The 25623-nt window shown below is 61.9% G+C and carries 26 protein-coding genes; 16 read left to right on the forward strand and 10 right to left on the reverse strand.

Going from position 1 to position 25623, the window contains the following annotated elements; translation table 11 throughout:
- Positions 1-46 precede the first annotated feature (46 nt).
- Positions 47-1360, forward strand: coding sequence for an NAD(P)/FAD-dependent oxidoreductase (locus NPS46_RS10300; protein WP_274106779.1), 1314 nt, complete (start codon positions 47-49; stop codon positions 1358-1360).
- Here the strand turns inward: NPS46_RS10300 and NPS46_RS10305 are convergent.
- Complete coding sequence (locus tag NPS46_RS10305) at positions 1357-1599, reverse strand: DUF1127 domain-containing protein (protein WP_274106781.1); 243 nt, start codon at positions 1597-1599, stop codon at positions 1357-1359. The two genes, NPS46_RS10300 and NPS46_RS10305, sit on opposite strands and share 4 nt — an antisense overlap.
- 175 nt (positions 1600-1774) lie before the next feature.
- Between NPS46_RS10305 and NPS46_RS10310 the strand changes: the two genes are divergently transcribed.
- Both NPS46_RS10310 and NPS46_RS10315 read left to right on the forward strand, forming a co-directional pair.
- Positions 1775-3208 (forward strand): PLP-dependent aminotransferase family protein, encoded by a 1434-nt coding sequence (locus NPS46_RS10310; protein ID WP_274106782.1) that lies wholly within the window; start codon positions 1775-1777, stop codon positions 3206-3208.
- 59 nt (positions 3209-3267) lie between these two features.
- Positions 3268-4824: a phospholipase D family protein gene (locus tag NPS46_RS10315; protein WP_425312721.1), complete on the forward strand. Its 1557-nt coding sequence runs from the start codon at positions 3268-3270 to the stop codon at positions 4822-4824.
- Positions 4825-4837: 13 nt separating this feature from the next.
- On the opposite strand, the gene NPS46_RS10320 is transcribed toward NPS46_RS10315, so the two are convergent.
- Complete coding sequence (locus NPS46_RS10320) at positions 4838-5974, reverse strand: MFS transporter (protein ID WP_274106784.1); 1137 nt, start codon at positions 5972-5974, stop codon at positions 4838-4840.
- Between the two features lie 111 nt (positions 5975-6085).
- A complete protein-coding gene (locus NPS46_RS10325) occupies positions 6086-7579 on the reverse strand; it encodes an aldehyde dehydrogenase (protein WP_274106786.1) in 1494 nt (497 codons plus the stop codon).
- 225 nt (positions 7580-7804) lie between these two features.
- On the opposite strand from NPS46_RS10325, the gene NPS46_RS10330 reads away from it, so the two are divergent.
- A complete protein-coding gene (locus NPS46_RS10330; protein ID WP_274106788.1) occupies positions 7805-8167 on the forward strand; it encodes a cupin domain-containing protein in 363 nt (120 codons plus the stop codon).
- 79 nt (positions 8168-8246) lie between these two features.
- Here NPS46_RS10330 and rpmG read toward each other — a convergent pair whose 3' ends face one another.
- Together rpmG and rpmB are read right to left on the reverse strand one after the other, a co-directional pair.
- Entirely contained in the window at positions 8247-8402 is a 156-nt protein-coding gene (gene rpmG / locus NPS46_RS10335) for a 50S ribosomal protein L33 (RefSeq protein ID WP_274106790.1), read from the reverse strand.
- Between the two features lie 11 nt (positions 8403-8413).
- On the reverse strand, positions 8414-8650 hold the full coding sequence (gene rpmB, locus NPS46_RS10340; protein WP_166367116.1) for a 50S ribosomal protein L28: 237 nt from the start codon (positions 8648-8650) through the stop codon (positions 8414-8416).
- 452 nt (positions 8651-9102) lie between these two features.
- On the opposite strand from rpmB, the gene NPS46_RS10345 reads away from it, so the two are divergent.
- Positions 9103-10692 (forward strand): ABC transporter substrate-binding protein, encoded by a 1590-nt coding sequence (locus tag NPS46_RS10345; RefSeq protein ID WP_274106794.1) that lies wholly within the window; start codon positions 9103-9105, stop codon positions 10690-10692.
- A gap of 8 nt (positions 10693-10700) precedes the next feature.
- Here NPS46_RS10345 and radC read toward each other — a convergent pair whose 3' ends face one another.
- Positions 10701-11375 (reverse strand): RadC family protein, encoded by a 675-nt coding sequence (radC, locus tag NPS46_RS10350; RefSeq protein ID WP_274106796.1) that lies wholly within the window; start codon positions 11373-11375, stop codon positions 10701-10703.
- Between the two features lie 131 nt (positions 11376-11506).
- Between radC and coaBC the strand changes: the two genes are divergently transcribed.
- The 4 genes from coaBC (at position 11507) to argB (ending at position 16756) form a co-directional block, all read left to right on the forward strand.
- Positions 11507-12715, forward strand: coding sequence for a bifunctional phosphopantothenoylcysteine decarboxylase/phosphopantothenate--cysteine ligase CoaBC (gene coaBC / locus NPS46_RS10355; RefSeq protein WP_274106798.1), 1209 nt, complete (start codon positions 11507-11509; stop codon positions 12713-12715).
- Positions 12716-12720: 5 nt separating this feature from the next.
- Positions 12721-13176, forward strand: coding sequence for a dUTP diphosphatase (dut, locus tag NPS46_RS10360; protein WP_274106800.1), 456 nt, complete (start codon positions 12721-12723; stop codon positions 13174-13176).
- A gap of 1261 nt (positions 13177-14437) precedes the next feature.
- Entirely contained in the window at positions 14438-15826 is a 1389-nt protein-coding gene (gene algC, locus NPS46_RS10365) for a phosphomannomutase/phosphoglucomutase (protein ID WP_274107120.1), read from the forward strand.
- Positions 15827-15850: 24 nt separating this feature from the next.
- Positions 15851-16756 carry an acetylglutamate kinase gene (argB, locus tag NPS46_RS10370; RefSeq protein WP_274106801.1) on the forward strand — a complete coding sequence of 302 codons (906 nt, stop codon included), beginning with the start codon at positions 15851-15853 and terminating at the stop codon, positions 16754-16756.
- Between the two features lie 39 nt (positions 16757-16795).
- On the opposite strand, the gene NPS46_RS10375 is transcribed toward argB, so the two are convergent.
- Both NPS46_RS10375 and pyrE read right to left on the reverse strand, forming a co-directional pair.
- Positions 16796-17398, reverse strand: coding sequence for a DUF4124 domain-containing protein (locus NPS46_RS10375; protein ID WP_274106802.1), 603 nt, complete (start codon positions 17396-17398; stop codon positions 16796-16798).
- A gap of 5 nt (positions 17399-17403) precedes the next feature.
- Complete coding sequence (gene pyrE, locus NPS46_RS10380; protein ID WP_274106803.1) at positions 17404-18045, reverse strand: orotate phosphoribosyltransferase; 642 nt, start codon at positions 18043-18045, stop codon at positions 17404-17406.
- 81 nt (positions 18046-18126) lie between these two features.
- On the opposite strand from pyrE, the gene NPS46_RS10385 reads away from it, so the two are divergent.
- Positions 18127-18906, forward strand: coding sequence for an exodeoxyribonuclease III (locus tag NPS46_RS10385; RefSeq protein ID WP_274106804.1), 780 nt, complete (start codon positions 18127-18129; stop codon positions 18904-18906).
- Positions 18907-18963: 57 nt separating this feature from the next.
- On the opposite strand, the gene NPS46_RS10390 is transcribed toward NPS46_RS10385, so the two are convergent.
- Both NPS46_RS10390 and rph read right to left on the reverse strand, forming a co-directional pair.
- Positions 18964-19329 carry a DUF4870 domain-containing protein gene (locus tag NPS46_RS10390; protein WP_274106805.1) on the reverse strand — a complete coding sequence of 122 codons (366 nt, stop codon included), beginning with the start codon at positions 19327-19329 and terminating at the stop codon, positions 18964-18966.
- A 30-nt stretch (positions 19330-19359) separates the two neighbouring features.
- Positions 19360-20082, reverse strand: a complete 723-nt coding sequence (rph, locus tag NPS46_RS10395; protein ID WP_274106806.1) for a ribonuclease PH — start codon at positions 20080-20082, stop codon at positions 19360-19362.
- A 239-nt stretch (positions 20083-20321) separates the two neighbouring features.
- Here rph and NPS46_RS10400 point away from each other — a divergent pair, with 239 nt between their 5' ends.
- The 6 genes from NPS46_RS10400 (at position 20322) to NPS46_RS10425 (ending at position 25622) form a co-directional block, all read left to right on the forward strand.
- Positions 20322-21185, forward strand: coding sequence for a YicC/YloC family endoribonuclease (locus tag NPS46_RS10400; protein ID WP_274106808.1), 864 nt, complete (start codon positions 20322-20324; stop codon positions 21183-21185).
- A 12-nt stretch (positions 21186-21197) separates the two neighbouring features.
- Entirely contained in the window at positions 21198-21818 is a 621-nt protein-coding gene (gene gmk / locus NPS46_RS10405) for a guanylate kinase (RefSeq protein WP_274106810.1), read from the forward strand.
- A 170-nt stretch (positions 21819-21988) separates the two neighbouring features.
- Positions 21989-22252, forward strand: coding sequence for a DNA-directed RNA polymerase subunit omega (rpoZ, locus tag NPS46_RS10410; RefSeq protein ID WP_010447888.1), 264 nt, complete (start codon positions 21989-21991; stop codon positions 22250-22252).
- Between the two features lie 60 nt (positions 22253-22312).
- The gene (gene spoT, locus NPS46_RS10415; protein WP_274106813.1) at positions 22313-24418 is read left to right on the forward strand and encodes a bifunctional GTP diphosphokinase/guanosine-3',5'-bis pyrophosphate 3'-pyrophosphohydrolase; all 2106 of its coding nucleotides are present in this window, start codon (positions 22313-22315) and stop codon (positions 24416-24418) included.
- A 24-nt stretch (positions 24419-24442) separates the two neighbouring features.
- Positions 24443-24823, forward strand: a complete 381-nt coding sequence (locus tag NPS46_RS10420) for a RidA family protein (protein WP_274106814.1) — start codon at positions 24443-24445, stop codon at positions 24821-24823.
- A gap of 55 nt (positions 24824-24878) precedes the next feature.
- Positions 24879-25622, forward strand: a complete 744-nt coding sequence (locus NPS46_RS10425; protein WP_274106816.1) for a hypothetical protein — start codon at positions 24879-24881, stop codon at positions 25620-25622.
- Position 25623: the final 1 nt, after the last annotated feature.

Raw genomic sequence — 25623 nt, forward strand, 5'->3', positions numbered from 1 at the left:
TATGCTCCGTCAAATTTTCCAAACACAAGAAACCAGGATTACGCACATGAACGCCCGTGTTCAGCAACCTGTCCCGAGCCACGCTCACCCCGCCTCCTACTACGCCGCCAGCAGCCTGCCGCAACCGGATCATCCGCCGCTGCAGGGCGAAGTACGGGCTGATGTCTGCGTGGTCGGCGGTGGCTTCTCGGGCTTGAACACTGCCCTGGAACTGGCGGAGCGCGGCCTGCGCGTTGTCCTGCTCGAAGCCCACAAGATTGGCTGGGGCGCCAGCGGGCGCAATGGCGGGCAGTTGATCCGTGGAGTCGGCCATGGCCTGGATCAGTTCGCCCCAGTGATCGGCCAGGACGGTGTGCGGCAAATGAAACTCATGGGCCTGGAAGCGGTGGAAATCGTGCGCGAGCGGGTCGCGCGCTTCCAGATCGACTGCGACCTGACCTGGGGCTACTGCGACCTGGCGAACAAGCCCCGCGACCTCGAAGGTTTCGCCCAGGAAGCCGAAGAATTGCGCAGCCTCGGCTATCGCCATTCCACCCGCCTGTTGCAGGCCGACGAGATGCACAGCGTGGTCGGCTCGGATCGTTATGTCGGCGGCCTGATCGACATGGGTTCCGGCCACCTGCACCCGCTCAACTTGGCCCTGGGCGAAGCCGCTGCCGCGGCCAGCCTGGGTGTGCAGTTGTACGAAGGTTCGGCAGTGAGCCGGATCGATTACGGCCCCGAGGTCTGCGTACACACAGCCCAAGGCAGGGTGCGCGCCGCCACACTGGTACTGGGTTGCAACGCCTATCTCAATGGGCTCAATGCCGAACTGGGCGGCAAGGTGCTGCCGGCCGGCAGCTACATCATCGCCACCGAACCGTTGAGCGAAGCACAGGCCCACGCCCTGCTGCCCCAGAATATGGCGGTCTGCGACCAACGTGTGGCATTGGATTACTATCGGCTTTCCGCCGATCGCCGGCTGTTGTTCGGCGGCGCCTGTCATTACTCGGGCCGTGATCCACAGGACATTGCCGCCTACATGCGTCCGAAAATGCTCGAGGTGTTCCCGCAACTGGCCAACGTCAAAATCGACTACCAGTGGGGCGGCATGATCGGCATCGGCGCCAATCGCCTGCCACAAATCGGCCGGCTCAAGAGCCAGCCGAATGTGTATTACGCCCAGGCCTATTCAGGTCATGGCGTGAATGCCACCCACCTGGCCGGCAAGCTGCTGGGCGAAGCTATCAGCGGCCAGCAGAGCGGACGTTTCGATCTGTTCGCCAAGGTCCCTCATATCACCTTCCCCGGCGGCAAGTATCTGCGCTCGCCCTTGCTGGCCCTGGGGATGCTGTGGCATCGCCTGCAAGAGCTGCGCTAGTCGCGCCAGAACGGCTTGAGTCCTTCGGCCAGGGCGTCGCTGCGACTCAGCCCGATGTCGCCGAGTTCCGCCTGGGTCAGTTCGAGTAACTGCCGGCGCGTGTGCAAGCGATGCCAGAACAGGCCCCAGCGACTCAGCCCCGGCGGGCACTGACGCACGCCGCCCGCGTCGGTGCGAACCTGCTCGGGCGACGGTTCACTCTCCTGCAAAACCAGCTGCACATCGCTTAACCCACTCATCGCCATTGCTCCCTTGTCACTCGATTGCCTTGAGTGAACAGGATGAGCTGTGCGGCCTTTTCAATACAGATTCAATCAATCTGTATTATTTCCATACAGTTTTTCCAAAAGCCTGACTGAATCCTGTATTTTTTCCCCATCTGTGCTGGTTCTCAGCCTATGGGACGAAAACGCCATGACCCTCTACGTCAATCTCGCCGAATTGCTCGGCACCCGTATCGAACAAGGTTTCTATCGCCCTGGCGACCGGCTGCCCTCGGTTCGGGCGCTCAGCGTCGAACACGGGGTCAGCCTGAGTACGGTCCAGCAAGCCTACCGCCTGCTGGAAGACCAGGGCATGGCGGCGCCCAAGCCCAAGTCCGGTTACTTCGTGCCCGCGGCGCGCACCCTGCCGGCGCTGCCGGTGGTCGGTCGGCCGGCCCAGCGGCCGGTGGAGATTTCCCAGTGGGAACAGGTGCTGGAACTGATCCGTAGCGTCCCGCAAAAAGACATCATACAGATGGGTCGCGGCATGCCCGATATCACCAGCCCGACCCTCAAGCCGTTGCTGCGCAGCCTGGCGCAGATCAGCCGGCGCCAGGACATGCCCGGCCTGTACTACGACAATATCTACGGCACCCAGGCCCTGCGCGAACAGATCGCCCGGCTGATGCTCGACGCTGGCTGCCAACTGGTCGCCCATGACCTGGTCGTCACTACCGGCTGCCATGAAGCGCTGTCCTGCAGCATCCGCGCGATCTGCGAACCCGGGGACATCGTGGCCGTCGACTCGCCCAGCTTTCACGGCGCGATGCAGACCCTCAAGGGCCTGGGCATGAAAGCCCTGGAAATCCCCACCGACCCGCTGACCGGTATCAGCCTCGAAGCCCTGGAGCTGGCCCTGGAGCAATGGCCAATCAAGGCCATACAGTTGACCCCCAACTGCAACAACCCACTGGGCTACATCATGCCGGAGTCACGCAAGCGCGCCCTGCTGACCCTGGCCCAGCGCTTCGATGTGGCGATCATCGAAGACGACGTGTACGGCGACCTGGCCTACGATTACCCACGTCCGTGCTCTATCAAGTCCCTCGACGACGATGGCCGGGTGTTGTTCTGCAGCTCGTTCTCCAAGACCCTCGCACCCGGCCTGCGCATTGGTTGGGTGGCGCCGGGACGCTATCTGGAGCGGGTTCTGCACATGAAATACATCAGCACCGGCTCGACCGCGACCCAGCCTCAGATCGCCATCGCCGAATTCCTCAAGGGCGGGCATTTCGAACCGCACCTGCGCCGCATGCGCAGCCAGTACCAGCGCAACCGCGACTTGATGATCGAATGGGTCACCCGTTACTTCCCCCAAGGCACGCGTGCCAGCCGCCCCAAGGGCAGCTTTATGCTCTGGGTCGAACTACCGGAAGGCTTCGACACCCTGCGCCTCAATCGCGACCTGCTGGAACAAGGTGTGCAGATTGCGGTGGGCAGCATCTTTTCGGCCTCGGGCAAGTACCGCAACTGCCTGCGGATGAACTACGCTGCCAAACCAACGCCCCAGCTCGAAGAGGCCGTACGCAAGGTCGGGGCCACGGCGGCCCGCCTGCTGGCGCAAAGTGATCGCGCGCGCGGCTGACCTTTGTGCTGGCCGTGCTGTCCATGGGCAAGGCAGACCATCATTCGGGGCGAACCGCGTTGAAATCATCCGTTGTCGTTCTGCTCGCCCTGCTACTCGGCGGTTGTGCCACCCTCAATGTGCCGCGCCTGCCCAGCCAGGCCCTGCCCGCACAAGACTCGGCCTTTGGCCGCTCGGTCCTGGAGCAGGCCGCGCTGCATCAAGGTCGCTCGGGCTTTCGCCTGCTGCCCAACAGCAGCGAAGCCTTCATGGCCCGCGCCGAGCTGATCCGTAACGCGCAAGCCAGCCTGGACCTGCAGTACTACATCGTCCACGACGGGCTGAGCACGCGCATGCTGGTCGACGAGCTACTCAAGGCCGCCGACCGCAAGGTTCGGATACGGATTCTGCTCGATGACACCGCCAGCGATGGCCTCGACCAGATCATCGCCACCCTGGCCGCCCACCCCAATGTCCAGGTTCGCCTGTTCAACCCGCTCCACCTGGGCCGCAGCACCGGTGTGACGCGCGCCCTGGGGCGGCTGTTCAATCTGTCGTTGCAGCACCGGCGCATGCACAACAAGCTCTGGCTGGCCGACAACAGCATGGCGATCGTCGGCGGACGGAATCTGGGTGACGAGTATTTCGATGCCGAACCCAACCTGAATTTCACCGATATCGACATGCTGAGCGTCGGCCCGGTGGCCGAGCAACTGGGGCACAGTTTCGACCAGTACTGGAACAGCGCCCTGAGCAAACCCATTGGCGACTTTATTGCCAGCGAACCCTCGCCTCAGGAACTGGCCAAGGTGCGCCAGGATCTGGAAGCGTCCCTGGCCACTTCGCGCCAGCAGAATTCAGCGCTGTACCGACGCCTCAGCGCCTACCGCTATCAACCGCGCATGGACACCTGGCGCCGCGAGTTGATCTGGGCCTGGAACCAGGCACTGTGGGATGCGCCGAGCAAAGTCCTGGCTAAGAACGAGCCCGACCCGCAACTGCTGCTCACCACCCAACTGGCCCCGCAACTGAGCAATGTCAGCCACGAGCTGATCATGATTTCCGCCTACTTTGTTCCCGGCCAACCAGGGCTGCTGTACCTGACCGGACGAGCGGAAGCCGGGGTTGCAGTCAGCCTGCTGACCAACTCCCTCGCCGCGACTGATGTGCCCGCCGTTCACGGCGGCTACGCGCCCTATCGCAAGGCCTTGCTCGAACACGGCGTGCAGTTGTTCGAGTTACGCCGCCAGCCCGGCGATACCGGTGGCAGCGGCCCACGCCTGTTCGGCGGCGGCGCAAGCCATGGCTCGGCGTCCAGCCTGCACAGCAAGGCGATGATTTTCGACCGGCAGAAAGCGTTTATCGGCTCATTCAATTTCGACCCGCGTTCGGTGCTGTGGAACACCGAGGTCGGCGTGCTGGTGGACAGCCCCGAACTGGCCGAGCATGTCCGCACCCTGGCACTGCAGGGGATGGCACCGGCGCTGAGTTACCACGTCCGGCTGGAGGAGGGTCGGGTGGTGTGGGAAACAGAAGACAATGGCCAACTGCATACCCTGGATCGCGAACCGGGCAGTTGGTGGCGACATTTCAATGCCTGGATCAGCGCCACGGTGGGCCTCGAGCGCATGCTCTGAGGCCCGGCAGTGCCTAGACCGGGCGCCCCATCGCCCCCGGACGCGTTGCCAGGATCACCAGCCCCAGGGCCCCCGCCGCCATCAGCAGGGGCAAGGCATGCCCACTGATCCACTGGCTGCCCGCCCCGGCCGCAAGAGGCCCGATCAGGCAGCCAATGCCCCACAGTTGCGCAACATGGGCATTGGCGCGAACCAGGGCGTCATCGCGATAACGCTCGCCAATCAGAATCAACGAGAGGGTGAACAAGCCCCCGGCACTCGCACCAAACAGCACCCACAGTGGCCAGATCAGCAGCGTATCGATCAACAACGGGATGGCCAGGCTGGAGAGCATCAGCACCACCGCACAGCCGATAAACAGCGTGCGCCGTGACATCCGGTCGGCCAGCGCACCAATCGGCAATTGCAGCAGCGCATCGCCCACCACCACGGTGCTGACCATGGCCAGGGCAATATCGGCGGTAAACCCCTGGCGCAGGCAATACACCGGCAACAGGGTCAGAATCATCGCCTCGAAGGCCGCGAACAGCGCCACAGCCCAGGCGATAGCCGGCAGGTCGCGGCAAAAGCCCAGCAGATCGACAAACGTCACGCTGAACGACTCGGTGGTTGGCGCACCGTCGCGCCCCATCAACAGCAACGGCGAAACCATCAGCAACGCCACGCCGATCCAGATCCCCAGGTCGCCCTCGGTACCCAGCGCGCCCAGCAGCAACGGCCCGGACAGCTGGCTAAGGGCATAGGCGCTGCCATACAACGCCACCAGCCGACCGCGCCATTGCTCGACCACCAACTGGTTGATCCAGCTTTCACCCAGGATAAAGACGATGGTCAGCAGCACGCCGATCAACAGGCGCAGCACCAGCCATACCGGGTAACTGGGCAGGATCGCCAGCAGCCCGATGGAAATGGCCCCGGCCCACAGACACAGGCGCATGGCCGCCGGGGTGCCAAAGTAGGCCGCCAGACGGCTCGCCACACTGGCCCCCAGCAAGACGCCCACCGCCGGCATAGCGGCCATTACGCCAATGGCGAATGCCCCATAGCCCCAGCTTTCCAGGCGAAAGGACACCAGCGGCATGCTGACGCCAAGCGCCAGGCCGATGGTCAGAATGGAAGACAGTACGGCGAAGTAAGTCGCCCAACGCATGGTCACGCTCCGGACTTGCCAAAAAAACAGGAGCGGCCTGCTGGCGATCAGGGCTGACTGGGCAGCGGACTGATCGCGAGCAAGCTCGCTCCTACAGGGGACGCGAAAGGATTACAGCTGGATCCAGGTCGCCTTCAGCTCGGTGTATTTGTCCAGCGCATGCAGGGATTTGTCCCGGCCATTACCCGACTGCTTGAAACCGCCAAAAGGCGCGGTCATGTCGCCGCCATCGTACTGGTTGATCCACACGCTGCCAGCCCGTACCGCCTTGGCTGTCAGGTGAGCCTTGGACAGGTCCGCACTCCAGATGGCAGCGGCCAAACCGTAAGGCGTGTCGTTGGCAATCTCGATCGCTTGCTCGACGGTATCGAACGTGATCACCGACAGGACTGGGCCAAAGATTTCTTCCTGGGCGATTTTCATCGCGTTGCTGACGCCATCGAAGATGGTCGGCTCGACATAAGTACCGCCGGTTTCTTCCAGGATGCGCTTGCCGCCCGCCACCAGCTTCGCGCCGTCGGCATGACCGGCCTCGATATACGACAGCACGGTGTTCATCTGCTGGGCGTCGACCAAAGCGCCCACGGTCGTGGCTGGATCCAGCGGATTGCCCGGCTTCCAGGCCTTGAGCGCCTCGATCACCATCGGCAGGAACTTGTCCTTGATGGAACGCTCGACGAGCAGACGCGAACCGGCGGTGCACACTTCGCCCTGGTTGAAGGCAATGGCGCTGGCAGCGGATTCTGCCGCAGCTTGTAGGTTTGCCGCATCGGCGAAGACGATGTTCGGGCTCTTGCCGCCGGCTTCCAGCCAGACGCGCTTCATGTTCGACTCGCCAGCGTAGATCATCAATTGCTTGGCGATCTTGGTGGAGCCGGTGAACACCAGGGTGTCGACGTCCATATGCAGGGCCAGGGCCTTGCCGACGGTATGCCCGTAGCCTGGCAGGACGTTGAGCACCCCTGCCGGGATACCGGCTTCGACCGCCAGGGCGGCGACGCGAATGGCCGTCAGTGGGGATTTTTCCGAAGGCTTGAGGATGACCGAGTTACCGGTCACCAGCGCCGGGCCGAGTTTCCAGCAAGCCATCAACAGCGGGAAGTTCCACGGCACGATGGCACCGACCACGCCAACCGGCTCGCGGGTCACCAGGCCCAGCTGATCGTGGGGAGTCGCGGCGACTTCGTCGTAGACCTTGTCGATGGCTTCGCCGTTCCAGCTCAGGGCCTGGGCCGCACCGGGAATGTCGATATTCAGGGAGTCGCTGATCGGCTTGCCCATATCGAGGGTTTCAAGCAGGGCCAGCTCTTCGGCGTGCTCTTTGAGCAAGCCGGCGAAACGAATCATTGCCGCCTTGCGCTTGGTCGGTGCCAAGCGCGACCAAACACCGGAGTTGAAGGTCGCGCGGGCGTTCTCCACGGCGCGCTGGGCGTCGGCGGCATCGCAACTGGCAACGCTGGTCAGCAGACGGCCATCAACCGGGCTGAGGCATTCGAATGTCGCCCCCGAGACCGCGGCGGTGTACTCGCCATTGATATAGGCGCGGCCTTCAATCTTCAGCTCACGAGCACGCTGTTCCCAGTCAGCACGAGTCAGGGTGGTCATACGAGTGTCCTCCTCTTATTAAATGGCAGCGCCAGGCGTTCTACCCTGTCACCGTCCGCAAAGTTGCCCAGCGGGCCAGCGATTCGCCCACGGCAGCCGCCACCCTAAACCAGCGGCACCCGAAGTTTCAATATATTTGACAAAGCCCCGGTAAACGCCATTGCCATGTTCATTTTAATAAACATAGACTCCCGGCATTGCGGGCCAACTCAGGAGGACAGTGCCATGAATATCCAGAACATCGTCGACTTCAGCCAGGCGGGAACCGAACCGGAACGCTACCGGCCAGCGCCTGAGAAAGTCCTGGGGGGCGACCCCGAGCAAACCCTCTACAACCACTACGACAGCCCCTGCGGACAGATGAGTGCAGGCGTCTGGGAAGGGGCTGTCGGGCAGTGGCAGGTCAACTACAGCGAGCACGAATACTGCGAGATCCAGCAGGGTGTTTCGGTGCTGCGCGACCATGAAGGCAACGCCAAGACCCTGCGCGCCGGCGACCGTTTCGTGATCCCCGCCGGCTTTAGCGGCACCTGGGAAGTGCTGGAGCCCTGCCGCAAGGTCTATGTGATCTTCGAAGCCAAGCCCTGAGCACTGGCGCTTTATCCTCGCCCAACGAAAAAGGCCCGTATCTCTCGATACGGGCCTTTTTCTCAAGAAACAAAACCAATTACTTGATTTTGGCTTCTTTGTAGATCACGTGCTTGCGAACAACCGGATCGAATTTTTTGATTTCGATTTTGTCCGGAGTGGTGCGCTTGTTCTTATCGGTGGTGTAGAAGTGGCCAGTGTTAGCGCTCGACACCAAACGGATCAATTCACGCATGATTCTCTCCCTTAAACCTTAGCGCCATTTTGGCGAATTTCGGCCAGCACGACATCAATGCCACGCTTGTCGATGATACGCATGCCTTTGGCAGATACGCGCAGACGCACAAAACGCTTCTCAGACTCAACCCAGAAGCGATGATGCTGCAGGTTCGGCAGGAAACGACGACGGGTTTTGTTGTTTGCGTGGGAAATGTTATTCCCAGTCACCGGACCCTTACCGGTAACTTGACAGACTCTCGACATGCCTCAGCCCTCTAAAACCACATGCCCAACCCGGCATGGGTTGGCCGCTTAATCTCTCAGTCATTTGGCGCTAGGCGCCGCGTTTCTTTAAGGGTCTTACCGGCTACACCTACAAACGAAGGAACCGGGCCCCTAGAAAAGAGCGCTGCTTTATACCAGAAAGACTAAGGCGCAACAACATTCCGTGCACTTATCGCCTGCCGCCTGTCCGCCCACACGCCCTGTACAGGCCAGCGCCAAGGGCTGGCGCCCGACTCAACCACTCGTCGCACCAGGCGCATGCCACCGGACAATCCCGAGCCCTGCTCAGCACGCTCTCGGCGCCCCTATCGGAAAAAATCCAAAATATCGACGCAAAAGAGGATGGTCATTTGCCATCGTGGCCACTAGGGTAAGGGTTTTCCAGACTGCGCTTGCAGATGGGACAACGACCTGCGAAGGAATCTGATTGTATGCGTCTCGCTGCCCTGACTCTACTGCTCGCCCCACTGCTGGCCACCACGGCCCAGGCCGCCACGACCCTGAGCGTCTGCACCGAAGCCAGCCCCGAAGGCTTTGATGTCGTGCAGTACAACTCGTTGAGCACCACCAATGCCTCGGCGGATGTACTGATGAACCGCCTGGTGGAGTTCGATGCCCAGCGCGGCCAGGTAGTGCCCAGCTTGGCCGACAGCTGGACCCTCTCCGAGGACGGCCTGGTCTATGACTTCAAGCTGCACCCTGGGGTCAAGTTCCACCGCACCGACTATTTCACCCCTAGCCGCGAACTGACTGCCGCCGATGTGCGCTTCAGCTTCGAGCGCATGCTCGATCCGGCCAACGCCTGGCATCAAATCAGCCAGAGCGGCTTCCCTCACGCCCAGTCCCTGCAATTGCCGACCCTGATCAAGCGGGTCGAAGCCCTTGATCCACTGACCGTGCGCTTCACCCTGAACCATGCTGATTCGACGTTCCTAGCCACCCTGAGCATGGGCTTCGCCTCGATCTATTCGGCCGAGTACGCTGATCAGCTACTCAACGCCGGCACCGCGGAAAAACTCAACAGCCAACCCATCGGCACTGGGCCGTTTGTCTTCGGCCGTTTCCAGAAAGACGCGGTGATTCGCTACAAGGCCAACCGCGACTATTTCGCCGGCAAGCCGGCGGTGGACAACCTGATCTTCGCCATCACCCCCGATGCCAACGTGCGTCTGCAAAAGCTGCGACGCAATGAGTGCCAGGTGGCGCTGTCGCCCAAGCCGCTGGATGTCGCCGCCGCGCGCCAGGACGCACAGCTCAAGGTCGAGCAGACGCCCGCCTTCATGACCGCCTTCGTCGCCATCAACACCCAGCACCCGCCGCTGGACAAGCCGCAGGTGCGCCAGGCGATCAATCTTGCCTTCGACAAGGACAGCTACCTGAAAAGCGTCTTCGAAGGCACTGCCCAGGCCGCCAACGGCCCGTACCCGCCCAACACTTGGAGCTATGACAGCGCGCTGCCGGGCTATGCCCACGATCCGGCCAAAGCTCGCGAGCTGCTGGCCCAGGCTGGGCTCAAGGAAGGTTTCAAGACCACCATTTGGACCCGTCCTTCGGGCAGCCTGCTCAACCCCAACCCGAGTCTGGGCGCCCAGTTGCTGCAGGCCGACCTGGCAAAAATCGGCATTCAGGCAGACATTCGCGTGATCGAGTGGGGGGAATTGATCCGTCGCGCCAAGGCCGGCGAGCATGACCTGTTGTTTATGGGCTGGGCAGGCGACAACGGCGACCCGGACAACTTCCTGACACCGCAGTTTTCCTGCGCGGCGCTCAAGTCCGGCACCAACTTCGCGCGCTATTGCGACCAGGGCCTGGACAAACTGATCAACGCCGGCCGGACCACCAGCGAACAGGGTGTACGCAGCAAGCTGTACCAGCAGGCCCAGGCACAGATCCAGCAGCAGGCCTTGTGGCTGCCGCTGGCACACCCGACAGCGTTCACCCTGACCCGCAAGGACGTCCAGGGGTACCAGGTCAGCCCCTTTGGCCGCCTGGACTTCTCCAAGGTCAGCCGCCAACCCTGAGGCCTGCGCTAGAGCCAGCCGTGTTCGGCCATCGACAGCGGGTCGCCCTCACCGACGATAAAGTGATCGAGCACCCGCACATCGACCAGCTCCAGCGCCTCCTTGAGGCGCTGGGTCAGGACCCGGTCCGCCTGGCTGGGCTCGGCGATACCAGAAGGGTGGTTGTGGCACAGGATCAGTGCTGCCGCGTTATGCACCAGGGCGCGCTTGACCACCTGTCGGGGATAGACACTGGCATTATCAATGGTGCCGTGAAACAGCGCCTCGAACGCCAGTACGCGATGCTTTGAATCCAGGAAAAGACAACCGAAGACCTCATGGGGCTCATGGCGCAGCAGGGCCTTGAGGTAGTCGCGCACGGCTCTGGGGCTTTCCAGCACCGAATCGCGCTGCAACCGCTCGGCCAAATGGCGGCGAGCCATCTCCAGCACCGCCTGCAACTGGGCGAACTTGGCCGGGCCCAGCCCCAGGTGCCGACTGAACGCCTCCTCCCCCGCCTCCATGAGTGCGCGTAGACTGCCAAACTCCGACAGTAACTGGCGCGCCAGGTCGACGGCGCTGAGCCCCGCGACGCCGGTACGCAAGAAAATCGCCAGCAGTTCGGCATCAGAAAGGCTCCCGGAGCCCAGCTTGAGAAGCTTCTCCCGCGGCCGTTCCGCCGCAGGCCAGTTGCGAATACTCATAGCACCTCCATGTATGTGGGCGCCGCTGTTCCATAGCGGTCGCTGTGCTATCTTAGCCCAACTTTTTTACCCGGAATTCGGCCTGGGGAGGCGTCGTTCCGGGTAGCAATCATCGGATTAAAGGCAGGCTTATGCAGCGGCTGTATCGGAAACGCATCGTTCTCGGCGTCGGCGGTGGCATTGCTGCCTACAAGAGCGCAGAACTGGTCCGCCGACTTCTCGACCAGGGCGCGGAAGTGCGCGTGGTCATGACCCGCGGCGGCGCCGAATTCATCACCCCGCTGACACTCCAGGCCCTGTCCGGGCACCCGGTTCACCTGGACCTGCTCGACCCTGCCGCGGAAGCCGCGATGGGCCATATCGAGCTGGCGAAATGGGCCGACCTGGTCCTGATCGCCCCGGCCACGGCCGACTTGATCGCCCGTCTGGCCCAGGGCATGGCCGACGACCTGCTAACCACCCTGGTCCTGGCCACCGACGCCACCGTGGCCATTGCGCCCGCCATGAACCAAGCGATGTGGCGCGACCCGGCGACCCAGGCCAATACCCAGCTTCTGCAAAGCCGTGGCCTGCGAGTCTTCGGCCCGGCCTCCGGCAGCCAGGCCTGCGGCGATGTCGGCCTGGGCCGCATGCTCGAAGCCAATGATCTGGCCCAGTGCGCCGCCGACTGTTTCCAGCGCGAAGCCCTGACCGGCAAGCACGTGCTGATTACCGCCGGACCGACCCAGGAAAACATCGACCCGGTGCGTTACATCACCAACCACAGCTCCGGCAAGATGGGCTTTGCTCTGGCCGAAGCGGCTGCCGAAGCCGGTGCCCGCGTGACCCTGATCACCGGCCCCGTGCATCTGCCGACCCCGGACCGGGTCACGCGAATCGATGTGGTCAGCGCTCGCGACATGCTCGCGGCGTGCGAAGCGGCTATCCCCTGCGACCTGTTTATCGCTTCGGCGGCCGTCGCTGACTACCGCCCGGAAGTGATCGCCCCACAAAAACTCAAGAAAGACCCTGCGAGCGGTGACGGCCTGCTGCTGCAGATGGTCCGCAACCCGGACATTCTCGCCACCATCGCGACCCGCCCCGATCGTCCGTTCAGTGTCGGCTTTGCCGCCGAGACCGAACACCTGCTCGACTATGCGGCACGCAAGCTCAAGGACAAGAACCTCGACCTGATCGTCGCCAATGACGTGGCCAACCCCAGCATTGGCTTCAACAGCGAGGAAAATGCCTGCAGCGTGATCGACCGCCAGTTGCACGCCACACTCTTCGCCCAGACCAGCAAAGGCAAAATCGCCCGCCAGCTGATCACTTTTATCGCCGAACGTCTGAACCAGGTTTAACTCACATGCACGCTCTACAAGCCAAGATCCTCGACCCACGCATCGGCCAGGAATTTCCTCTGCCGCAGTACGCCACGCCCGGCTCCGCCGGCCTGGACCTGCGCGCCATGCTCCAGCAGGACACCGTCCTGGAGCCCGGCCAGACCCTGCTGATCCCCACCGGCCTGTCGGTGTATATCGGCGACCCGGGGCTGGCGGCACTGATCCTGCCGCGCTCCGGCCTGGGGCATAAACATGGCATCGTGCTGGGCAACCTGGTTGGCCTGATCGACTCCGACTACCAGGGCGAACTGATGGTGTCCTGCTGGAACCGCGGCCAGAGCGCCTTCAATATCGTGGTGGGCGAACGCATTGCTCAACTGGTACTGGTGCCAGTGGTCCAGGCTCATTTCGAGCTCGTCGACACCTTCGATGAAAGCCAGCGCGGTGCAGGCGGTTTCGGCCACTCCGGCAGCCACTGACCGTTGCTGACCCAGGCCGGGCGCCACGCTCGGCCTGCGCGTATCGCGTTGCAATTCAGGATGAATCTCGCGGAGACGGTATTTGAACGGTTCCAGGCGCGACACGCAGAACACTCGCCCTTCCATCCCCGCCACCGGGCTGGTGGATATCCGCCCGGCCATGGCCCTCGCCCTGACCGGCTGCCTGCTCGCTCTCGGCCTGTTCTGGTTCGGTGTGCTCGCCCCCTGGAACCGCGCCGTCCTGCCAACGCTGCAACAAGCCGGCGGGGCAACCCTGGCCGCCGCCTTGAGCCAGGCAAGCGACGACCTGCAGGCGCAAACGGTCGCCGCCGCTCGAAGCCCGCGTCTGCTCCAGGCCCTGCACAGCAATGCGCCACAATCTATCGAAGAGGCCGAGGCTGGCCTGGCCTTTATTCCTTCACTGGTCAGCGCCCGCATACTCCCCGTCGGCTACTCACAGCCCGATACCGACTCCGCCGCACCGTTGAGCTACTCCGCCCTGGACATGCTTCGACGCACGGAGCGCGGCACCAGCCCCGCGGCAGAGATCTATAAGGTCGGGCCGCAACAGCTGATCTACAGCACCGCAGCCCTGCGCGAAACGCCCGAAGGGCCGGTGCTGGGCACCCTGCTGCTGGTGTACGAGCTGCAACGGATTACCCGCGCACTCGATCAGCCACTGCAACAAGCCCCTCAGATCGGCCAGTTCCGCTTACTGCAGAGCGTCCTGGGCAGCCCCCCACAAGCGCTCTACGAAAAGGGCGAAGGCAGCAGTGCGGGGCAATACGCCTTCGGCACCGCCAACCCCAACTGGACACTTAGCTTCAGCCCGGGCGAACGCTATGACCTGAGTTACCCCTGGTATGCCCACGCGCTGACGCTCCTTGCCATGCTGCTCGCCCTGGGCGCCACGTTCGCCGCGCTGCGACTGAGCGCCAGGCGTGTAGAACGGCAACTGGAAGGCGACGCCCGACAGTTGGAGCAACTGCTGGACGAACTCTGCGCCGGAAAACCCGTCAAAGCCTTCAGTTTGCGCCTGCCTGCACTGAATCGGCTGGCACAGAGCCTGGCCCGTTTTTCATTGCGCAACCAACAGCCAGGTGCCAGCACCGGTGCGACGCCAGGCCCTACCGCCAGCAACGCCCCAGCGTTACCCCGGGCAAGCATCACCCGGGGTACCACGCGACGCCAGGATACCGACTCGCTCGCTATCGACATTCTCGACGAAGACCAGGATTTCCTGGGACCGGAGCACCCCACAGTGATAAACCAGACACCTCCAGCCTTCCCTGCCAGTATCTTTCGCGCCTACGACATTCGCGGCGTATACGGCAAAACTCTGAGCGCCGAAACGGCTTACTGGATCGGTCGCGCCATCGGCGCCGAAAGCCTGGCCCAGGGCGAGCCGAACGTCGCGGTCGGCCGTGACGGTCGCCTCTCCGGCCCAGTGCTGGTGGAACAGCTGATCCAGGGCCTGTACGACGCCGGCTGCCATGTCAGCGATGTCGGCCTGGTCCCCACGCCCGCCCTCTACTATGCGGCCAACGTCCTGGCGGGCAAGTCCGGGGTCATGCTCACCGGCAGCCACAACCCGCGCGACTATAACGGCTTCAAGATCGTCATTGCCGGCGACACCCTGGCCAACGAGCAGATCCAGGCCCTGCACACCCGCCTGCAGACCAATGACCTGAGTCGCGGCCAGGGCAGCATCGAACAGGTCGACATTCTTGACCGCTACTTTCAGCAGATCCGCGACGACATCGTCCTGGCGCGCAAGCTCAAGGTCGTGGTCGATTGCGGCAACGGTGCGGCTGGCGTGATCGCCCCGCAATTGATAGAAGCCCTTGGCTGCAGCGTTATCCCGCTGTTTTGCGAGGTAGACGGCAACTTCCCCAACCACCACCCGGATCCGGGCAAGCTGGAAAACCTGGCCGACCTGATCGCCAAGGTCAAATCGGAACAGGCCGACCTGGGCCTGGCCTTCGACGGCGACGGTGACCGCGTCGGCGTGGTGACCAACACCGGCAACGTCGTCTACCCCGATCGCCTGCTGATGCTGTTTACCCAGGACGTGCTGGCACGCAACCCGGGCGCCGACATCATCTTCGACGTCAAATGCACCCGTCGCCTGACACCGTTGATCAGCGAATACGGTGGTCGGCCAGTCATGTGGAAGACCGGGCACTCGTTGATCAAAAAGAAAATGAAACAGACCGGCGCCCTGCTAGCCGGCGAGATGAGCGGGCACATCTTCTTCAAGGAACGCTGGTTCGGTTTCGACGACGGTATTTACAGTGCCGCGCGGCTGCTGGAGATCGTCAGTCAGCAGCAGGCCAGCGTCGAAACGCTGTTTTCGCGCTTCCCGAATGATATTTCCACGCCGGAAATCAATATCAATGTGACCGACGAGAATAAATTCAGCATCATTGACGCCCTGCATGACGCGCAGTGGGGCGACGCCAGCCTGACCACCCTCGATGGGGTGCGGGTCGACTACCCCGATGGCTGGGGCCTGGTGCGCGCCTCCAACACCACGCCGGTGCTGGTATTGCGCTTTGAAGCCGAAACCGAAACCGAGCTGCAGCGCATCAAGGACGTGTTCCACGCCCAGCTCAAACGTGTTGCCCCCGATCTCCAACTACCGTTCTGACCCCTTGTTCCACCGGAGCCCTTAATGACCCTCGATCGCGATGCCGCCACCAACGTAGCCAAGGTTTTGTCCGAAGCGCTGCCCTATATCCGCCGTTATGTCGGCAAGACGCTGGTGATCAAATACGGCGGCAATGCCATGGAAAGCGAAGAGCTGAAAACCGGCTTCGCCCGTGACATCGTGCTGATGAAGGCCGTTGGTATCAACCCGGTGGTCGTGCACGGCGGCGGCCCGCAGATCGGCGACCTACTCAAGCGCCTCTCCATCGAAAGCCATTTTGTCGACGGCATGCGCGTCACCGACGCCCAGACCATGGACGTGGTGGAGATGGTACTGGGCGGCCAGGTCAACAAGGACATCGTCAACCTGATCAACCGTCATGGCGGCAGCGCCATCGGCCTGACCGGCAAGGACGCGGAGCTGATTCGCGCGAAAAAGCTCACCGTGACGCGCCAGACGCCGGAAATGACCACACCGGAAATCATCGATATCGGCCATGTCGGCGAAGTCGTCGGGATCAATACCGACCTGCTGAACCTGCTGGTCAAAAGCGACTTCATCCCAGTGATCGCGCCTATTGGCGTGGGGGCCGATGGTGAGTCGTACAACATCAACGCCGACCTGGTAGCAGGTAAGGTGGCCGAGGCCCTCAAGGCCGAGAAGCTGATGCTGCTGACCAATATCGCCGGCCTGATGGACAAGCAAGGCAAGGTCCTGACCGGGCTGACGACCGAGCAAGTCAATGAACTGATCGCCGACGGCACCATCTATGGCGGCATGCTGCCGAAGATTCGCTGCGCACTGGAAGCCGTACAGGGTGGCGTGGGCAGCTCGTTGATCATCGACGGCCGCGTACCCAATGCCGTCTTGCTGGAGATCTTCACGGACACCGGCGTGGGCACCCTGATCAGCAATCGCAAGCGCCCCTGAGGTCTGCGCCAGCCCTGGTTCGCTGCGCCTGCGGTGAACCTAAAGGGCTGGCAGCAGTTGCTGCAACCGCACGCGGTCTGCCGCGAACGCTTGCTCCGCCTGGGCCTGCTCGGCCTGATAAGCCGCCATACTGGCGCTCATTCGGGCCTGCTGCTCTCTGGCGTCTGCCAGCTCGTCGAGCAATGGCTCGGACACCTCGCGCCCTGCCCGTTCCTGGGCCGCCGCCCTGCCCTGCAACTCCGCCTGACGCGCCAATAGCGCCTGCAAACTGCTCTGCAAGCTGCTCATCCTGCTGGAAAACTCGGCCTGTCGGCGGGCACTCGCACGGTCCAGGTCTGCCAGGCTGGAATAACGACGTAGCAACTGAGCATTCTCGCTAGCCTGCTGCTGCTCAGCCTGCCTGCGCTGCAGTTCTGCGGCCGTAGGCGCCGGGCCAACGCTCTGCACAACGCGCCCATGTTCGTTGAGCACGTCATAACCCTTGCCGATGTAGTCGGGCGGAACGCCCTGGCGGTCGATAACCGTTTGACCACGGCTATCGATATAACGGTAGAGCAATACGCCCTGCCCTTCGGCCCCGGCTTCAAATACCCAGCAAAAGCTCAGTACCAGCAGCCCGGACCTGAAAAGCAGGGCCGGCATACGGGTTAGATCCCGTACTGCGCGCGGTAGGCCTCGACCGCTGGCAGATGCTGTTTGAGCTGCTCGTCATCGGCGAGGAACTCAAGCACCTGGTTCAGCGAAACGATGCTGACCACTGGAATCGCAAAATCGCGTTCGACTTCCTGAATCGCCGACAGCTCGCCATTACCGCGCTCCTGGCGGTTCAGGGCGATCAGGACACCGGCAGGCTTAGCGCCCTGGGCCTGAATGATCTGCATCACCTCACGAATGGCGGTCCCGGCCGTAATCACGTCATCGATAATCAGCACATCGCCGGTCAATGGCGCACCGACCAGGCTGCCACCTTCGCCGTGGGCCTTGGCCTCCTTGCGATTGAAGCACCAAGGCAGGTCGAGCTGATGCTGTTCGGCCAGGGCGACTGCGGTAGCGGCTGCCAGGGGGATGCCCTTATAAGCCGGGCCAAAGAGCACATCGAAGGAAATACCGCTCTCGACGATTGCCGCAGCATAGAACCGCCCCAACTGAGCGAGGGCCGAACCGCTGTTGAACAAACCGGCATTGAAGAAGTAAGGGCTGGTGCGCCCGGACTTCAGGGTGAACTCACCGAAGCGCAAAACTCCGCGATCGATGGCAAAACGAATGAAATCGCGCTGATACGCCTGCATGAAAAAGCCCCAGATACCACGGATTTAGCTAATTAGGTAGACCTCGGGTATCATACACGCACGTGATTTTTGGGGCCATTTATGCGGATCATCAGTGTGAACGTCAATGGTATTCAGGCGGCAGTCGAGCGCGGTTTGCTCAGTTGGCTGCAAGCCCAGAATGCTGACGTCATCTGCCTGCAGGACACCCGCGCCTCCGCCTTTGAACTGGACGACCCAGCCTTCCAACTGGATGGCTACTTCCTTTATGCCTGCGATGCCGAAGTCCCCTCCCAAGGTGGTGTGGCTTTGTATTCGCGGTTGCAACCGAAGGCTGTCATCAGCGGTCTCGGATTCGAGACAGCCGACCGCTACGGGCGCTACCTGCAAGCCGATTTCGATAAGGTCAGCATCGCGACCTTGCTGCTTCCTTCGGGGCAGAACGGCGATGAAGACTTGAACCAGAAGTTCAAGCTAATGGACGATTTTGCCCGCTACCTCGACAAGCAGCGGCGCAAGCGACGTGAATACATCTACTGCGGCTCGTTGTACGTGGCGCAGCAGAAGCTGGACATCAAGAACTGGCGTGACAGCCAGCAATCTCCGGGTTTCCTGGCGCCTGAACGGGCCTGGATGGATGAGATTATCGGCAACATGGGTTATGTCGACGCCCTGCGCGAAGTCAGCCGCGAAGGCGATCAGTACAGCTGGTGGCCAGACAACGAACAGGCCGAAATGCTTAATCTCGGCTGGCGTTTCGATTACCAGTTGCTGACCCCGGGCCTGCGGCGCTTCGTCCGTAGCGCACGCCTGCCACGTCAACCACGGTTCTCGCAGCATGCGCCACTGATCGTGGATTACGACTGGACGCTGACCATCTAAAGCCAGCACCCACAAAAAAGCCGACTCAACGTCGGCTTTTTTGCGCCTGCAGCCAGGCTATTTGACGAGGCGCCAGGTGAACGGATAGCGATACGCCTGCCCTTCACCCGCCTTGATCCCGCCGATGATGGTCAGCACCAGCGCGCCAAGAGCCAAGAGCCCCAACAAGACAAAGCCGACTAAGACAAACATCAGGATAAAACAGACGGCCGATGCAATGGCCACAGTCAATTGGAAATTCAGCGCTTCCTTGCCCTGGGCGTCGATAAATGGATCCTTCTCGCGCTTGAGCTGCCAAAGCACCAAAGGGCCGATCAGGTTTCCAAAAGGAAACCAGAACCCGAGAAAAGCCGACAAGTGGCAAAACATCGCCCATTGCCGCACTTCATAGCTAGGTGTTGGCACTTGTACCGGCTCGTTCATGACGCTCTCCTTGCCTGAGGCCGACCGAAATCAATCGGCCAGTGCGGTTTTCTGCAGTTCGAAAATCTCTGTCATGCCTTTCTGGGCCAGTTCGAGCATGGCATTCAGCTCTTGCGGCTGGAACGGTGCGCCCTCGGCGGTACCCTGCACTTCGATAAAACCGCCAGTGTTGGTCATGACCACATTGAGATCGGTCTCGGCGGCAGAGTCTTCCAGGTAGTCCAGGTCCAGCACCGGCTCTCCCTGATACATGCCCACCGAAACAGCGGCGATCATTTGCTTGAGCGGGTCGCCGCCCTTGAGGCCGCCACGCTTCTTGATCACCTTCAGGGCATCGATCAGCGCAACCATGGCGCCAGTGATCGACGCGGTGCGGGTGCCGCCATCGGCCTGAATCACATCGCAGTCGACATACAGGGTGACATCACCCAGTTTGGACATGTCCAGCGCAGCCCGCAGCGAGCGGCCGATCAGGCGCTGGATTTCCAACGTACGGCCACCCTGCTTGCCACGGCTGGCTTCACGCTGGTTACGCTCGCCAGTGGCGCGCGGCAGCATGCCGTACTCGGCGGTCAACCACCCCTGGCCCTGGCCCTTGAGGAAACGCGGCACACCGTTCTCGACGCTGACCGTACAGATCACTTTGGTATCACCGAACTCCACCAGTACAGAGCCTTCGGCGTGTTTGGTGTAGTTACGGGTGATGCGGATCGAGCGCAGCTGATCGGCGGCGCGACCACTTGGACGTTTCATCTGGGAATACCTGTACAGGGACGGAAATCTGCCGAGCAGTATAAAGGCCCAGCCCCGACGAGGGCACATCTAAAACCATCGCGACTCGGTCAAGGCGCCCACCGACCACGACCATAGCCCCAAACAGAGGCACGCATGACCTCTCACTCCGGCAGTTTTGGGGCTTTCGGCGCACTGCGCTACAATCCTGCGCCTTTATAGCCAGCAGGCTTCCACCCACCGAATCGCGAGGTACCGCCATGGTGCACAGCATGACCGCCTTCGCCCGCGTCGAAAGCGCCGGCGCCCAGGGCACCCTGAGTTGGGAACTGCGCTCGGTCAACAGCCGCTATCTAGAGCCGCACCTGCGCCTGCCGGAATCGTTCCGCGATCTCGAAGGCGCCGTACGCGAAGCCCTGCGCCAAGGCCTGTCGCGTGGCAAGCTGGAATGCACCCTGCGCTACACCGAGGAAACCACCGGCAAGGCGCTGCAAATCGACCGTGAACGCGCCACCCAGCTGATTGCCGCTGCGCAAACCGTGGCCGGCCTGATCAAGCAGCCCGCCGCGATCAACCCACTGGAAGTGCTGGCCTGGCCTGGCGTGCTGGTCGCCGATGCCAGCGACCCGCAAGCACTCAACACCGCGGCGCTGGCCTTGTTCAATCAAGGCCTGAAGGAGTTGAAAAGCGGCCGCGAGCGCGAAGGCGCGGAGCTCGCGCGACTGATCGACGAACGGCTGAGCATCATCGAACAGGATGTGGTGGTCCTGCGCGAGCTGGCGCCACAGATGCTCGCCACCCAACGCCAGAAGATTCTTGATCGTTTTGCCGACATGAAGGCCGAGCTGGACCCCCAGAGGCTGGAGCAAGAAATGGTCATGCTCGCGCAAAAGAGCGACGTGGCCGAAGAGCTCGACCGACTGAGCACCCATATCATCGAAGTCCGCCGGGTCCTCAAATCCGCCGGGGCCGCCGGTCGACGCCTGGACTTCCTGATGCAGGAGCTCAACCGCGAAGCCAACACACTGGGCTCCAAGGCCTTCGATCCGCGCAGCACCCAGGCGGCGGTCAACCTCAAGGTGTTGATCGAGCAGATGCGCGAACAAGTACAGAATATTGAGTAAGGCAAACCCGACATGAACCACAGCACCGGCACCCTCTACATCATTTCCGCCCCTTCGGGCGCGGGCAAGACCAGCCTGGTCAAGGCCCTGATCGACGCCCAGCCGCAGATCCGCGTTTCGGTGTCCCATACCACGCGCGCCATGCGTCCTGGCGAGGTCGACGGGGTGAACTACCACTTCGTCGAGCGCGCCGAGTTCGTGCGGATGATCGAGCAAGGCGACTTCCTTGAGCAGGCCGAAGTCTTCGGCAACCTCTACGGCACCTCGCAAAGCCATCTGCAGCAAACCCTGGATGAAGGCCATGACCTGATTCTGGAAATCGACTGGCAAGGTGCTCAGCAGGTCCGCAAGCTGATGCCCAAGGCACGTTCGATCTTTATCCTGCCACCGACCCAGCAGGCCTTACGCCAACGCCTGACCAATCGCGGCCAGGATAGCGACGAGATCATCGAAGGGCGGATGCGCGAAGCGGTCAGCGAGATGAGTCACTACGTTGAGTACGATTTCCTGATCATCAATGACGACTTCGCCATCGCCCTGGAGGATCTAAAAGCGATCTTCCGCGCCAATCAGTTGCGCCAGGAACCGCAGCAAGAGCGCTTTGGCACGCTGCTCAGCCAACTGTTGGCGTGAAAACAAGGCTTTGCAAATGGGCTACAAGCGCTTTAAATGGCTGCTTACAACCCATTGGCAAAGCGCCTTGAAAAATCAGCGCTTCCCTAATCGCTGGTGATTTTTTAAACTATTCAGTCCGCTCGCCCAATTCGGGCAGCGCGCATATTGCATTTGCTACGAGGAAGACCATGGCCCGCGTAACCGTTGAAGACTGCCTAGAACACGTGGATAACCGCTTTGAGCTGGTCATGCTCTCTACCAAGCGTGCTCGTCAACTGGCCACCGGTGGCAAAGAGCCGAAAGTGGCATGGGAAAACGACAAGCCTACCGTGGTTGCCCTGCGCGAAATCGCTGAAGGCCTGGTGAGCTACGAAATGATCGCCAACGAAGAAATCGTTGAAGACGAGCCGCTGTTCGCAGCGTTCGAGGACGAGTCCAACGAGGCCGTCTAAGCCTATGCCTGGTCGACGTAGCACGGCGCGGGGTCAAAGCCATCGGCAAGGAGCAACACCTTGCCGAGCATAGACGCCCTCGCCGATCGCTTATCGACCTACCTCGGCCCAGACCAGGTCAACCTGGTCCGCCGAGCGTACTTCTACGCCGAACAAGCCCACGACGGCCAACGCCGCCGCAGCGGCGAGCCTTACGTCACGCATCCGCTGGCGGTGGCCAATATCCTTGCCGACATGCATATGGACCATCAGAGCCTGATGGCAGCCATGCTGCATGACGTGATCGAAGACACCGGTATTGCCAAGGAAGCGCTTTCAGCGCAGTTCGGCGAAACCGTGGCCGAACTGGTCGACGGGGTCAGCAAACTGACCCAGATGAATTTCGAGACCAAGGCCGAGGCGCAAGCCGAGAACTTCCAGAAAATGGCCATGGCTATGGCGCGCGATATCCGCGTGATCCTGGTGAAACTGGCCGACCGCCTGCACAACATGCGCACGCTGGAAGTACTCTCCGGAGAAAAGCGTCGGCGAATTGCCAAGGAAACCCTGGAAATCTATGCACCCATCGCCAACCGCCTGGGTATGCATGCCGTTCGCATAGAGTTCGAAGACCTGGGCTTCAAGGCCATGCACCCGATGCGTTCCGCGCGGATCTACCAGGCGGTCAAGCGCGCCCGGGGCAACCGCAAGGAAATCGTCAACAAAATCGAGGAATCCCTCAGCCACTGCCTGGCCGTCGACGGTATCGAAGGCGAAGTCAGCGGTCGGCAAAAGCATATCTACGGCATCTATAAAAAGATGCGCGGCAAACGCCGCGCCTTCAACGAGATCATGGACGTCTACGCGTTCCGGATCATCGTCGACAAGGTCGATACCTGCTATCGGGTCCTGGGCGCTGTACATAATCTGTACAAACCACTGCCAGGGCGCTTCAAGGACTACATCGCCATTCCCAAGGCCAACGGCTACCAGTCGCTGCATACCACGCTGTTCGGCATGCACGGTGTACCGATCGAGATCCAGATCCGCACCCGCGAAATGGAAGAGATGGCCAACAACGGCATCGCCGCCCACTGGCTCTACAAGTCCAGCGGCGACGAGCAGCCCAAGGGCACCCATGCCCGCGCCCGCCAGTGGGTCAAAGGCGTGCTGGAAATGCAGCAGCGCGCAGGCAACTCCCTGGAGTTCATTGAAAGCGTGAAGATCGACCTGTTCCCGGACGAGGTCTACGTCTTCACGCCCAAAGGCCGGATCATGGAGCTGCCCAAAGGCTCCACGGCCGTCGACTTTGCCTATGCGGTGCACACCGATGTCGGCAACAGCTGCATTGCCTGCCGGATCAATCGCCGCCTGGCCCCCTTGTCCGAACCCCTGCAAAGCGGCTCGACCGTGGAAATCGTCAGCGCCCCGGGCGCACGCCCGAACCCGGCCTGGCTCAATTTCGTGGTCACCGGCAAGGCGCGAACCCATATCCGCCATGCCTTGAAGCTGCAGCGCCGCTCCGAGTCCATCAGCCTGGGCGAACGCCTGCTGAACAAGGTCCTCAACGGTTTCGACAGCGCCCTGGAAAGAATCCCGGCCGAGCGCATCCAGGCCATGCTCCACGAGTACCGCCTGGAACAGATCGAAGACCTGCTCGAAGATATCGGCCTGGGCAATCGCATGGCCTATGTCGTCGCCCGCCGCTTGCTGGGCGAAGGCGAGCAACTGCCAAGCCCGGAAGGCCCTTTGGCGATTCGTGGCACCGAAGGCCTGGTGCTCAGCTACGCCAAATGCTGCACACCGATTCCTGGCGACCCCATCGTCGGCCATTTGTCTGCAGGCAAAGGAATGGTCGTGCACCTGGACAACTGCCGCAATATCAGCGAAATCCGCCACAACCCGGAAAAATGCATCCAGCTCTCGTGGGCCAAGGACGTTACCGGCGAGTTCAATGTCGAACTGCGCGTCGAGCTGGAACACCAGCGCGGCCTGATCGCCTTGCTGGCCAGCAGCGTCAACGCAGCCGATGGCAATATCGAAAAGATCAGCATGGACGAGCGCGATGGGCGCATCAGCGTGGTTCAGCTGGTGGTCAGCGTCCACGACCGCGTGCACCTGGCTCGCGTCATCAAGAAGTTACGAGCCCTTACCGGGGTCATCCGTATTACCCGCATGCGTGCGTAACCCGCCCATTACAAGGAGTCATTCATGACCAAGACCGTTATCACCAGCGACAAGGCACCGGCTGCCATCGGCACTTATTCCCAGGCTATCAAGGCCGGCAACACCGTGTACATGTCCGGCCAGATCCCGCTCGACCCAGAGACCATGGAACTGGTTGAAGGCTTCGAAGCCCAGACCGTACAGGTGTTCGAGAACCTCAAGGCCGTGGCCGAAGCCGCTGGCGGTTCGTTCAAGGACATCGTCAAGCTGAACATCTTCCTCACCGACCTCAGCCACTTCGCCAAGGTCAACGAGATCATGGGCAAGTACTTCGAACAGCCGTACCCAGCCCGTGCCGCCATCGGCGTTGCTGCACTGCCACGCGGCTCGCAAGTTGAAATGGATGCCATTCTGGTCATCGAGTAAGCCTTTGGGCGCAGCACCCCGGTGCTGCGCCAAACCGCTGTAAAAGGATTCCGTCATGCGCAAAGCGCTCGTCCTCCCGCTGTTCGCCGCGCTCCTCGCCGGCTGTGCCAGCGACCCGGCCAACTACGATATCAACGGCACCTGGATCAACCAGGCCGCCATTGATGCTGCCGCGAACGGAGGCAACCTGCGCGAAGCCCTGCTGACCTACGGGCCGAACCTGGAGTGGGAAATCGATACCCGCAACGGCCTCGCCAACTACAGCAACGGCTTCGAGCGCGTCGAAGGCAAGCTCGTCACCCAGGACAAGCCCGGGCACTGGACGGTCGATTTCTATGGCAGCGCTTCCGGAGCCCTGACCCTGGACGGCAAGGAGCTGATCCAGGCCGCCGGCGAGTCGGAACCCGAGCAACCCTTTGTCCGCGCCAGCGTCACACCCGCCCCTGGCGCGCCATTGGGCAGCAGCTTCGAGCAGGCGCTGTACAAAGCCTACCTGGGCGGCAACTGGAAGATCGTCAGCGGCCCCGGTGCGGGTGGACAGGTCCAGTTCCAGGCCGATGGCCATGTTGCCGGCCTCGGCGACAACGACCGCTACGCACTCTGCCTGGCAGGCGACTGCGCCTCCATGAGCGGCGAGTACGACAGCATGTGGCTGGAGAAAAACGAGAACGGTCGCCCGTGGATATTCGTCCGCACGGACAAGCAACTGGAGATTCTCCAGGCGGTCAACACCGCCCAGCCTGATGAAATGCCACAGCTGCGCCCCGGCGAGCGCCAGTGGCTCCTGGAAAAACAGTAAC

The organism is Pseudomonas putida (assembly GCF_028682395.1).
GTDB classification, from domain to species: Bacteria; Pseudomonadota; Gammaproteobacteria; order Pseudomonadales; family Pseudomonadaceae; genus Aquipseudomonas; species Aquipseudomonas putida_AB.